Genomic DNA, 11,149 nt, shown 5'->3' with positions numbered 1-11,149 from the left:
GGGCGCGGCCGGCGGGTGCGGACGCGCCGGCGGCCGCGGCCCGCTCGGCGGTGGCCCGGCGGAAGGCGGCGAGCGCCGCCGCCTCGCCCGGCAGTTCGGTGCGCGCGGCAGGCGGCACGGCCGGGACACGGGCCGTGCCGAGGGCCGCGGCGAGGCGCTCGGCCTCGGCGCGCGCACGGTCGTCGACGGCCTCGACCGGCTCACCGCGGAGCAGCCGCTCCGCGGCCTCCTGATCGAGCCACTGGTACCGCTCGTCGGCCATCACATGTCCTTCTGCGTACGCGGACGTGATTGCGTCACACCACCGGGGACGACGGGCCCCGGTGCGCGACCGCGCTGCGGAGGGACGCCGTCCAGGGGGACGACGGTTCCCGGGCCGTCGCCGTGCCCGCCGTCGGCCCCGAGGAGTTCGGCGAGCTTCTTGAGTCCCCGGTGCGCGGCGGTGCGCACGGCACCGGGGCGTTTCCCCAGGGTGTCGGCGGCGCTCTTGGCGTCGAGGCCGACGACGACGCGCAGGACCACGGCCTCGGCCTGGTCCTGCGGAAGCTGGGCGATCAGCTGCATGGTGTCGCCGGTGGCGAGGGCCTCCAGGGCCTCGCCGGCCGTGTCGGAGTCGGCGGGCTTGTCGGCGAGTTCGGTCTCGTCGGCGCCCACGGCGGGGCGGCGGCCGCGCATCCGGACGTGGTCGAGGGCGCGGTTGCGCGCGATCCGGGCCGCCCAGCCGCGGAACCGGTCCGCGTCGCCGTCGAAGCGGTCGAGGTCGCGGGCTATCTGGAGCCAGGCCTCGGAGGCGACGTCCTCGGCGTCCGTGTCGCCGACCAGTGTGCGTATGTAGCCGAGCAACCGGGGATGCACGGTGCGGTACACAGTACGGAAGGCGTCCTCGTCCCCGTCCTGCGCAGCGAGCACCGCGGCCGTCAGCTCCGCGTCGTCCCCCAGCACTCCCCTAAACCCTGTTCGTCGGTAGCGTGGCCGCGCCCCGCGTCATCGCGGCTGGTCATCACCGCCACGCCGGCTCGCGCATCTGCACGCTACGTGCTGTCGCGGTGTCCCGTCCACGCCGTCCGTGGTCTTTGTGCAACTCGCAACCTCAGGGCCGCCCGAGAGGGTGTGACAGAAACCGCACGCCTGGCGCTGATAGGAGTACGGAGCCGTGCTGCGGCTCCGTGGACGACGACCGGGGCCTCTCCTGTGGGGGGTGGCGGCCCCGGTCGTCTCCCTTTTCCCTCTTCTTCTCACTCTTTCTCGCGACCTTTCGCCTCCCGGGGCGCGGTACGCCCTTCGGGTGTCAACCGACCGTTGACGGTCGAGAGGTGTCAACCTAAGGTTGCCTCATGACGAATCCAGTCGGTCTGAACGTCCCCGTCCGTCTCGACGAGCTCATCGAAGCCATCAAGAAGGTCCATCCGGACTCCCTGGAGCAGCTCTCCAGCGCGGTCATCGCGGCGGACCACCTCGGCGACGTCGCCGACCACCTCATCGGCCACTTCGTGGACCAGGCCCGGCGCTCCGGCGCCTCCTGGACCGACATCGGGCGCAGCATGGGCGTCACCCGCCAGGCGGCCCAGAAGCGCTTCGTCCCCAAGGAGCCCGACGCGGAGAAGATGGACCCGAACGCCGGGTTCAGCCGCTTCACCCCCCGGGCCCGGAACGTGGTCATGGCCGCCCAGAACGAGGCCACCGCCGCCCGCAACGACGAGACCCTCCCCGCCCACCTGGCGCTCGGCCTGCTCGCCGAGCCCGAGGGCCTCGCGGCGCACTGGATCGTCTCGCGGGGCGTGACCCTCGACCAGGTCCGCGAGGCGGTCACGGCGACCCTGCCGCCGGCCGCCGACGAGGTGCCCGCGCTCGTCCCGTACGACGCGGCGGCGAAGAAGGTCCTGGAGCTGACGTTCCGCGAGGCCCTGCGCCTCGGACACAACTACGTCGGCACCGAGCACATCCTGCTGGCCCTCCTGGAGCACGAGGACGGGCAGGGCGTGCTGAGCGGGCTCGGCCTGGACAAGGCCACGGCGGAGCGGGAGATCGCCGCGGCGATCTCCTCGGTCGTGGTCCAGGCGCCGGAGGCCTGACGGTCAGGCGGTGCGGGCCCGGCGAGAGACCACCGCGCGCAGCACGCGGCCGCCCTCGACGGAGAGTTCACGCGCCCGGCGCAGGCCGGTCGGGCCGTGGGCGGCCGTTTCGAGGACGGCCTGCTGCCGGCGGAGCTCTCCGGCGAGCAGCGGGCCCGCACCGCCCGCGTCCCCGGCCCGGCAGCGCTCGACGAGCCCGTCGGGCACCCCGGCCGCGTCGTACCGCCCGTGCAGGGCGAGCGCCGCGACGGAGCAGTCGCCGGCCCAGACGCGCAGGGCCTCGGCGGTCCAGGCCGCCGGGGCCTCCGTGAGCATGCGGCGTACGGCCTCGGCGTCCTCCGTGCCCTCGACGTCGAGTTCGACGCGGGCCTTGGCGACGGCCTCGCCCCACGCGCCCCCGTCACCGCGCGCGACGGCCGCCCACACGGGGCGCAGGGCGTCGGCCCGGTCCGGGGCGAGCAGCGGCAGACAGCGGTCGAGGCAGGCGAGTCCGGCCGCGGCCAGCCCTCGCTCGTCGGCCCCGTCGATCAGTTCCAGCAGGCTCCGGCCGTTTCCCGACGTCATGGACGCCTCCTCGCCACCCGATGCGGACGCAGTACTTCCACTACTGCGCCGAGGGGCGCTTTTTCGTCACTGCGCGGCCGGAATCATGCCAGTGGCCTTGGCGTGCTGCATAGAGGTCAGACGGGGCTCCCCGTCGCCCCGCAGGTCTTCTCGTTGAACACCTCGACCGGACACTTGGCCCGGGTGGCCCGCGCGCCGTCCCTGATCCGGCCGTCGCTCGTCACCAGCGGCACGTCGTACCCCTCGGCGAGCGCGACGTACAGAGCGTCGTACGGGGTGAGGTTCGCGTACAGCTCACGCACGCGCGGCAGCAGGAACAGGTGCTCCGACCTGCGCAGCGGCAGTTCGGCGAAGGCCGCGCAGGCGTCATCCAGCTCTCGGTCGGTCAGCTTGCCGCCGCGATGACGACCCAGGAGCGCGGACGTCACCTCGATGTCCACGAGGTACGGAGCGAGCAGGCGCTCCCCCTTCACCCGCCCTCTCAGCGCCGCACCGACCGGCCCCGCGTCGGACAGCAGCATGACCAGCGCGCCCGCGTCGACGACGATCACTCGCGCCGCCTGCCCCGGTCGATCTCGTCGAGCACGTCCTCCGTGGTGAGCCGCGCCGTGACCCGGCCCTGGATCCGGTCGAGCACGTCTTCCAGCGACGGCGTCGCGGCCTCCTGCTCCAGCAGGGTCCGCGCGTACGCCTGCAAGGACTGCCGGTTGCGGGCGGCCCGTATCTTCAGCTCGGTCAGCGCTTCCTCGGACAGGTCCCGCACGTAGAGAGTGGCCATGCGACAAGAGTAGTCGCATTGCAAGCAGTCTGCTGGCAGACTCGGATCAGCGCACCTTCGTCGCCAGGGCTCTGAACTGTGCCCACGTCAGCGCCGGTGGCCTGGGGTCCCAGACCTTCTGGGCGAGGGCCGCGAGCGGCAGGCGGATGCCGGCCGCCACCTGCGCCTGCGTCTGGGCCCGCGAGATGTCGCACCAGACCGCGAACCTGCCGCCGAGGATCTGGGCGTCGTACCGCGCCGGCACGGGGGTGGAGCCGCGCAGGACGCGGGGGGTCCACTGCTCGTAGATCCGGCGGCCGGTGGGGTACGGGAACTTATTGGGCTCGCCCAGGATGTAGTAGAGGTAGTCGTCGTTGAGGTTGACCAGCTTGCGGCCCGCGCTCAGGTACGAGACGGGCAGCCGGGCGCCGATCTCCCGGCCCGTCCAGTACTCGACCTCGATGTCCCGGTCCGGGCTCACCACGCCGCCCGTGAAGAAGCCGTCGTTCCAGGCCTTGAGGGTCTTGCCGGTGGGCCGGACGACGGCCGCGCGGTCGTTGAGCCAGCCGGTGGCGAGGTCCTGGACGCGGCCGGAGGGCCCGTACTTCGCGACCGCGGCCCGCGCCAGCTTCGGGTAGCTCGCCTCGGGGTTCCTGGCCATCAGGGCGACGTACTCGTCGGCGCCGAGGTGCCAGTACGCCCCGGGGAAGAGCCGGGTGTACTCGCGCAGCAGTTCGTCGACGATCTTCGCCGCGTCCGGGTTCGAGATGTCGACGGTCCCGCGCGGGGCCCGGCCGCTCGCGCTGACGAGCTGGAGGCCGGGGTGGGCGGCGATGACGGCGCCGAGGTGTCCCGGCGAGTCGATCTCGGGGATCACCGTGACGTGGCGGCTCGCCGCGAGGGCGAGGATCCGGCGGACCTCGGCCTTGGTGAGGTGCTGGGCCGAGACGACCTCGGGGTGGCTCTCGGACTCGATCCGGAAGCCCTGGTCGTCGGAGAAGTGCAGACCGAGCTGGTTCAGCTTCAGGTCGCTCATCTCGCGGATGCGGTCCTCGATCCAGGCCGCGGTGAAGTGCTTGCGGGCGATGTCGAGCATGAGGCCGCGCTGCGGTTTCGCGGGCCGGTCGGTGACGGTCCCCTCGGGCATGGCGCCGTCGGCCCTGACGGACTGCTTGAGGGTGCGGGTGCCGTAGAAGACCCCGGCCTCGTCGGGGCCGGCGATCCGGACGCGGCCGCCCGTGACCGTCAGGGTGTACGACTCGGGGGCACCCGTCCCGCCCAGGGCCAGCTCGACGTCGCCGGGCCCGGCCGTGGCGGCGCCGCGGTAGGGGATGCCGAGCTCCCCGGCGAGCAGCCGCCCCTCGTCGGCGAGGGCCCCGCTGTTCGCGGCGAGGACGACCCCGCCCGTGGGCGCGGGCTTCCAGCCGGGGCCGCGGGCGGCCTCGTGGGCGCGGACGGCGGGGACGGTGCGGGGCGCGGCGGAGAGGGGGTAGGTCTTCGTGGGCGTCGGCGTCGGTGTCGGGCTCGGCGGCGGGGCGCTGGTGCGCGTGGCTCCCGCGGACGCGGCCGTGGAGGGCGAGGGCGGGGCGGAGGGGGCGGAGGGACCCGGCGGGCCCGTCGGGGAACCGTTCGAGCAGGCCGCCACGGTGGCCAGTGCCACCGCGGTCGCCAGGAGGGCGGGGCCCCGGCGAGGCCCCCGTGGGGAGTACCGCATCATTCGGAATCCTCCCGCACCGATGGGGGTCCCACCAGCCGACGGGCCGGAAGCCGATCGTCCATCATCTGTTCCGAAACTCTCCCTTCCGGGTGAAAATCGCGCATCCGTCGGACACTTCCCTCATCCCGTCGATAACGTTGAGTCACGCCCACCCCACCCGTCCCGGAGTACCGGAGCCCACGCTGACCAGCGACACCCACGCCCCCTGCCGGAAGCCGGGCTCCGCGGACACGCCTGCCATACCTGCCCAGCAGGCCCGCTCCCGGCACACCGGCGGTCTCGTCGGATTCAACGCGGCCCCGCCCGCCGAGGCGATGGCACTGCTGCTCTCCTGCTGCCACAGCACGCGCTGGGCCGAACGGGTGGCGGCGCACCGCCCGTACCCGACCGTGGACGCCCTGCTCGCCGCCGCCGACGAGGCCGGATACGACCTCTCCCGCGCCGATCTCGACGAGGCCCTGGCCGCCGAGTCCTCCGCGCTGCCCCATCCGGACGCCCCGCCGGCCGCCCGGACCGCGCTGCGGGCCGCCCACGCCGCGTACGAGAGCAGCTTCGGGCACGCCTTCGTGATCAGCCTCGACGGAGTGCGCCCCGGGGAGCGGCTGGACCAGCTACTGGCCGGTATCCGGTCACGTCTCGGCAACGAAGCGGAGGAGGAGCGGGTGGTCGCCGCCGACGAACTCCGCCGGCTCGCCCGCGCCCGGCTCGCCTTCCGGCTGGCCGATGGGCTCACATCGCGACACTCCGGGCCGTGATTCCGTCCGCAATGCGGCGATTCCGGCCTGCGCGATAGCCCGTCCGTGCCTGTTTGATCACACCGATGGACCCCGGGCGAGCGAACCGACAAGTCGTCGCTACGATGACCGGGGCCGGTGGACCGTACCCGGCCGGGTCAGACCGACAGAGAAGCCGGCCGACCCTGATCCCCGCTCCCGGAGGGTTTTTCCGTGCCGGCTGGAACGCTGTACCGCGGCCGGGAAGGAATGTGGAGCTGGGTGGCTCATCGAGTCACCGGCGTCCTCATCTTCTTCTTCCTGTTCGTACACGTGCTGGACACCGCTCTCGTCCGCGTCTCCCCCGAGGCGTACGACGAGGTCGTCGCGACCTACAAGACGCCGATCGTCGCTCTGCTGGAGTACGGCCTCGTCGCCGCCATCCTCTTCCACGCGCTGAACGGCCTGCGGGTCATCGCCGTGGACTTCTGGTCCAAGGGCCCGCGCTACCAGAAGCAGATGCTCTGGACCGTCGTGGGCATCTGGGTCGTGCTGATGGCGGGCTCGCTGTACCCCGTCCTCGGGCACGCCGCACGTGAACTGTTCGGGAGCTGACGCCAGACATGTCGACTGACACCACCTCCGCGATCGGACCCGTCGAGGGCGGCCCGCGCTACGACGTGGACAACCCCGCGCCGTACATCGAGGCCCCCCGCAAGCGCACGGGCAAGACCCCGCGCGCGACCCGCGGCAACTTCGAGATGGCCGCCTGGCTCTTCATGCGCCTCTCCGGCGTGGTCCTCGTCGTCCTGGTCCTCGGCCACCTGCTGATCCAGCTCTTCCTGGACGGCGGCGTCTCCAAGATCGGCTTCGCCTTCGTGGCCGGCCGCTGGGCGTCCCCGTTCTGGCAGGTCTGGGACCTGCTGATGCTCTGGCTCGCCATGCTGCACGGCGCCAACGGTCTCCGCACGGTCATCAACGACTACGCGGAGCGGGCCAACACGCGCCTGTGGCTCAAGGGCCTGCTGTACACCGCCACGGTGTTCACCATCCTTCTGGGCACGCTGGTGATCTTCACCTTCGACCCGAACATCCGCTAGGCACGGGGCTGAGGTAATCCACGTCATGAAGATCCACAAGTACGACACCGTCATCGTCGGCGCCGGCGGCGCCGGCATGCGCGCCGCCATCGAGGCGACGAAGCGCAGCCGCACCGCCGTGCTGACGAAGCTCTACCCCACCCGCTCCCACACGGGCGCCGCGCAGGGCGGCATGGCCGCCGCGCTGGCGAACGTGGAGGAGGACAACTGGGAGTGGCACACCTTCGACACGGTCAAGGGCGGTGACTACCTGGTCGACCAGGACGCCGCCGAGATCCTGGCGAAGGAGGCCATCGACGCCGTCCTCGACCTGGAGAAGATGGGCCTGCCGTTCAACCGCACCCCGAACGGCACCATCGACCAGCGCCGCTTCGGCGGTCACTCCCGCAACCACGGCGAGGCCCCGGTCCGCCGGTCCTGCTACGCCGCGGACCGCACCGGCCACATGATCCTCCAGACGCTGTACCAGAACTGCGTCAAGGAGGGCGTGGAGTTCTTCAACGAGTTCTACGTCCTGGACCAGCTGATCACCGAGGTCGACGGCGTCAAGAAGTCCGCCGGTGTGGTCGCGTACGAGCTGGCCACCGGCGAGATCCACATCTTCCAGGCGAAGGCCGTGATCTACGCGTCCGGCGGCACCGGCAAGTTCTTCAAGGTGACCTCCAACGCGCACACCCTGACCGGTGACGGCCAGGCCGCCTGCTACCGCCGCGGTCTGCCCCTGGAGGACATGGAGTTCTTCCAGTTCCACCCGACGGGCATCTGGCGCATGGGCATCCTGCTGACGGAGGGCGCCCGCGGTGAGGGCGGCATCCTCCGCAACAAGGACGGCGAGCGCTTCATGGAGAAGTACGCGCCGGTCATGAAGGACCTCGCGTCCCGTGACGTCGTCTCCCGCTCCATCTACACGGAGATCCGCGAGGGCCGCGGCTGCGGTCCCGAGGGCGACCACGTCTACCTGGACCTGACGCACCTCCCGCCGGAGCAGCTCGACGCCAAGCTCCCGGACATCACCGAGTTCGCCCGCACGTACCTCGGCATCGAGCCGTACACGGACCCGATCCCGATCCAGCCCACCGCGCACTACGCCATGGGCGGCATCCCGACCAACGTCGAGGGTGAGGTCCTGGCGGACAACACCACCGTCGTCCCGGGCCTGTACGCGGCCGGCGAGGTCGCCTGCGTGTCGGTGCACGGCGCCAACCGCCTCGGCACCAACTCGCTGCTCGACATCAACGTCTTCGGCAAGCGCTCCGGCATCGCCGCCGCCGAGTACTCCGCCAAGAACGACTTCGTCGAGCTGCCGGAGGCCCCCGAGGCCTTCGTCGTCGGCCAGATCGAGAAGCTCCGCAACTCCACGGGCAACGAGCGGGTCGCCGACCTGCGCCGTGAGCTCCAGGAGACGATGGACGCCAACGTGATGGTGTTCCGCACGGAGCAGACCATCAAGACGGCCGTCGAGAAGATCGCCGAGCTGCGCGAGCGCTACGAGAACGTGTCCATCCAGGACAAGGGCAAGCGCTTCAACACCGACCTCCTGGAGGCCATCGAGCTGGGCAACCTGCTCGAACTGGCCGAGGTCATGGCCGTCTCGGCCCTGGCGCGCAAGGAGTCCCGCGGCGGTCACTACCGCGAGGACTACCCGAACCGCGACGACGTCAACTTCATGCGCCACACCATGGCGTACCGCGAGGTCGGCGAGGACGGCTCCGAGACCGTCCGTCTCGACTACAAGCCGGTCGTCCAGACCCGCTACCAGCCGATGGAGCGTAAGTACTGATGGCTACCCCCGTACTGGACAAGGTCGAGGCGGAGTCCGCCGCCTCCCCGTACATCACGGTCACGATGCGGATCCGCCGCTTCAACCCCGAGGTGTCGGACGCCGCGGTCTGGGAGGACTTCCAGATCGAGATCGACCCGAAGGAGCGTGTGCTCGACGCCCTCCACAAGATCAAGTGGGACGTCGACGGCACGCTGACCTTCCGTCGCTCGTGCGCGCACGGCATCTGCGGCTCGGACGCGATGCGGATCAACGGCAAGAACAGGCTCGCCTGCAAGACGCTGATCAAGGACATCAACCCCGAGAAGCCGATCACGGTCGAGGCCATCAAGGGCCTGACGGTCCTGAAGGACCTGGTCGTGGACATGGAGCCGTTCTTCCAGGCGTACCGGGACGTCATGCCGTTCCTGGTCACCAAGGGGAACGAGCCGACGCGCGAGCGTCTGCAGTCCGCCGAGGACCGCGAGCGCTTCGACGACACCACCAAGTGCATCCTGTGCGCCGCGTGCACGTCGTCCTGCCCGGTCTTCTGGAACGACGGCCAGTACTTCGGTCCGGCCGCGATCGTCAACGCGCACCGCTTCATCTTCGACTCGCGTGACGAGGCGGGCGAGCAGCGCCTGGAGATCCTGAACGACAAGGACGGCGTGTGGCGTTGCCGCACGACGTTCAACTGCACGGACGCGTGCCCGCGTGGCATCGAGGTCACGAAGGCCATCCAGGAAGTGAAGCGCGCGCTGATCACGCGTCGTTTCTGACCACTGGTACGGCGGGAAAGCCCGCTTCTGTACGCTGCGGCGTGCAGGAGCGGGCTTTTCCATTGCACAGAGAATCGGGGACTGATGAGCGAGCCGAACCCTTACGCGGACGGTGAGTACAAGTGGGGGCCGGGGCAGCAGGGCGCGACGCCCGGGGGTCCGGCGTACGGATATCCGCAGGGCGCGACGCCCGCGTACGGGTACCCGCAGACGCCGTCCTACCAGCCGACCCTGCCGGGCGGCGTGCCGGTGCCGCCGCAGCACGCGCCGACGGGCGGGGGCGCGCCGCTGCTGAGCCTCGGTGACATCACCGTGGTCGGCGACCAGATCATCACGCCGGCCGGCAACATGCCCCTCAAGGGCGCCGTGTGGAACGCGATGGACATGTCGCGGACCGAGGAGAAGATGCCCACCGTGGCGATCGTCCTCGCCGTCGTCTTCTTCGTCCTCTGCTTCCTGGGCCTGCTGTTCCTGCTGATGAAGGAGAAGCAGACCACCGGCTTCATCCAGGTCACGGTCACCAGCGGCGGCCGTCACCACTCGACGATGATCCCGGCGACGGGCCCGGACACCTTCCACTGGGTCATGGGCCAGCTGAACTACGCGCGCTCGCTGAGCATGTGACGTCCGGGGGTCAGCCGCCCACGAGGGGGACGAGCCGGAGGAAGACGACCTCGGTCTCCGGACCCACCGTCACCGTCTCGTCGAGCTCCTCGACCTGACGGTCGCCCACCAGCACCAGGAAGCCGTTGCGTCCGAAGGCCTCGACGGCCCGGGCGAAGGCCGACGGCGTGTCCTCGCGGGCCGTCTCGTGCTCGGTCCTGCGGCGGATCAGCTCCCGCAGGGTGAGCCGCTCTTCCGTGACGGGCAGGCGGGGGCCGGCCGTGCGGCCCCCCGTGGTCGTCTCGTCGACGAAGGTCACCGTTCCCATGCCGAGCAGCGTAGGGGCGGACACCGACAACGCCCGGGCCGCCGGCGGGCCGGGCGGGCCGGACGGGTTCGGGTATGCCGGGCGGGTTCGGGTATGCCGGGCGGGTTCAGGCGTGCCAGGACTGGGCGGGGCCGCCCGACTCCGCCTCGACCATGATCCGGCGCAGCATGCCGTTGAGCAGTTCGCGTTCCTCGGGGGTGAGGACGCCGAGCAGCCGGTACTCCTCGTGGCCCAGGACGTCCATCGCGCCGAGCCAGGTCTCGCGGCCGGAGGCGGTGAGTTCGACGACGACCCGGCGGCGGTCGGTCGTGGACTGGGTGCGGCGGACGAAGCCGCGTTTCTCCAGGGCGTCGAGGCGCCCGGACACGGAGGCGGGGGCCAGGTCGAGGTCCTGGACGAGTTCGGAGGGGGCGGCGCTGCCGCCGCGGCCCGCGAGCTTGTGGAGGGTCTCGAACTCGTGGCGTTCCAGGTCGAAGTCGACGAGGGACTGCTCCCTGACCCGGCGCAGATGGACCGAGAGCTTCTTCATCCGGGTGACCGCGCCTTCGACGACGGGGTCGAGACCGGGCAGGACGGGCTGCCAGCGGTCGACGTGGTCGTCGGTCCAGTCGCGCGGTTCCTGCTGTTCCTCGGGGTGCGCCATGGGGTGATCGTACGTCGGCGGGGCGCCGTTCTCCCGAGAAGTATTTCGTTGACGAATTATTCGTTACCGAAATACTCTGCGGCCCATGGCCACCGCCCCCGTGCGCACCCACCC

General features: G+C 71.2%; 14 protein-coding genes and 1 pseudogene. 7 read left to right on the top strand and 8 right to left on the bottom strand.

All coding sequences use genetic code 11. The annotated features are described in order from the left end of the window. Together K7G60_RS36930 and K7G60_RS36925 are read right to left on the bottom strand one after the other, a co-directional pair. Positions 1-262, bottom strand: a pseudogene (locus K7G60_RS36930) (hypothetical protein); the annotation flags it as partial. Then, positions 262-942: an RNA polymerase sigma factor gene (locus tag K7G60_RS36925; RefSeq protein WP_225805339.1), complete on the bottom strand. Its 681-nt coding sequence runs from the start codon at positions 940-942 to the stop codon at positions 262-264. The gene K7G60_RS36925 and the pseudogene K7G60_RS36930, both read right to left, overlap by 1 nt. 392 nt (positions 943-1,334) lie before the next feature. On the opposite strand from K7G60_RS36925, the gene K7G60_RS36920 reads away from it, so the two are divergent. Further along, entirely contained in the window at positions 1,335-2,072 is a 738-nt protein-coding gene (locus K7G60_RS36920) for a Clp protease N-terminal domain-containing protein (protein ID WP_225805338.1), read from the top strand. Positions 2,073-2,075: 3 nt separating this feature from the next. On the opposite strand, the gene K7G60_RS36915 is transcribed toward K7G60_RS36920, so the two are convergent. From K7G60_RS36915 to K7G60_RS36900, 4 genes are all read right to left on the bottom strand, one after another. Continuing rightward, on the bottom strand, positions 2,076-2,636 hold the full coding sequence (locus K7G60_RS36915; protein WP_225805337.1) for a hypothetical protein: 561 nt from the start codon (positions 2,634-2,636) through the stop codon (positions 2,076-2,078). Between the two features lie 116 nt (positions 2,637-2,752). Next, the gene (locus tag K7G60_RS36910) at positions 2,753-3,187 is read right to left on the bottom strand and encodes a type II toxin-antitoxin system VapC family toxin (RefSeq protein WP_225805336.1); all 435 of its coding nucleotides are present in this window, start codon (positions 3,185-3,187) and stop codon (positions 2,753-2,755) included. Further along, a complete protein-coding gene (locus tag K7G60_RS36905; RefSeq protein ID WP_225805335.1) occupies positions 3,184-3,414 on the bottom strand; it encodes an antitoxin in 231 nt (76 codons plus the stop codon). Before K7G60_RS36905 ends, K7G60_RS36910 begins: the two co-directional genes overlap by 4 nt. A 46-nt stretch (positions 3,415-3,460) precedes the next feature. Further along, on the bottom strand, positions 3,461-5,110 hold the full coding sequence (locus K7G60_RS36900; RefSeq protein WP_225805334.1) for a glycoside hydrolase family 20 protein: 1,650 nt from the start codon (positions 5,108-5,110) through the stop codon (positions 3,461-3,463). A gap of 137 nt (positions 5,111-5,247) precedes the next feature. Between K7G60_RS36900 and K7G60_RS36895 the strand changes: the two genes are divergently transcribed. The 6 genes from K7G60_RS36895 (at position 5,248) to K7G60_RS36870 (ending at position 10,085) form a co-directional block, all read left to right on the top strand. Next, positions 5,248-5,865 carry a 2-oxo-4-hydroxy-4-carboxy-5-ureidoimidazoline decarboxylase gene (locus tag K7G60_RS36895; protein ID WP_225805333.1) on the top strand — a complete coding sequence of 206 codons (618 nt, stop codon included), beginning with the start codon at positions 5,248-5,250 and terminating at the stop codon, positions 5,863-5,865. A 192-nt stretch (positions 5,866-6,057) separates the two neighbouring features. Then, positions 6,058-6,438 carry a succinate dehydrogenase, cytochrome b556 subunit gene (gene sdhC, locus K7G60_RS36890; RefSeq protein ID WP_015035721.1) on the top strand — a complete coding sequence of 127 codons (381 nt, stop codon included), beginning with the start codon at positions 6,058-6,060 and terminating at the stop codon, positions 6,436-6,438. A gap of 8 nt (positions 6,439-6,446) precedes the next feature. After that, entirely contained in the window at positions 6,447-6,923 is a 477-nt protein-coding gene (locus K7G60_RS36885; RefSeq protein WP_225805332.1) for a succinate dehydrogenase hydrophobic membrane anchor subunit, read from the top strand. A gap of 25 nt (positions 6,924-6,948) precedes the next feature. Beyond that, positions 6,949-8,703, top strand: a complete 1,755-nt coding sequence (gene sdhA / locus K7G60_RS36880; protein ID WP_225805331.1) for a succinate dehydrogenase flavoprotein subunit — start codon at positions 6,949-6,951, stop codon at positions 8,701-8,703. Beyond that, the gene (locus tag K7G60_RS36875; protein ID WP_041130880.1) at positions 8,703-9,461 is read left to right on the top strand and encodes a succinate dehydrogenase iron-sulfur subunit; all 759 of its coding nucleotides are present in this window, start codon (positions 8,703-8,705) and stop codon (positions 9,459-9,461) included. Before sdhA ends, K7G60_RS36875 begins: the two co-directional genes overlap by 1 nt. Positions 9,462-9,545: 84 nt before the next feature. Further along, entirely contained in the window at positions 9,546-10,085 is a 540-nt protein-coding gene (locus K7G60_RS36870) for a hypothetical protein (RefSeq protein ID WP_225805330.1), read from the top strand. A gap of 10 nt (positions 10,086-10,095) precedes the next feature. Here K7G60_RS36870 and K7G60_RS36865 read toward each other — a convergent pair whose 3' ends face one another. Further along, the gene (locus K7G60_RS36865; protein ID WP_225805329.1) at positions 10,096-10,392 is read right to left on the bottom strand and encodes a hypothetical protein; all 297 of its coding nucleotides are present in this window, start codon (positions 10,390-10,392) and stop codon (positions 10,096-10,098) included. A gap of 106 nt (positions 10,393-10,498) precedes the next feature. Beyond that, a complete protein-coding gene (locus tag K7G60_RS36860) occupies positions 10,499-11,035 on the bottom strand; it encodes a MarR family winged helix-turn-helix transcriptional regulator (protein WP_225805328.1) in 537 nt (178 codons plus the stop codon). Positions 11,036-11,149 lie beyond the last annotated feature (114 nt).

The organism is Streptomyces sp. NK15101 (assembly GCF_020400725.1).
GTDB lineage: Bacteria > Actinomycetota > Actinomycetes > Streptomycetales > Streptomycetaceae > Streptomyces.
The sequence above is the reverse complement of the archived record's forward strand: the minus strand, read 5'-3'. Positions and strand labels throughout refer to the sequence as shown.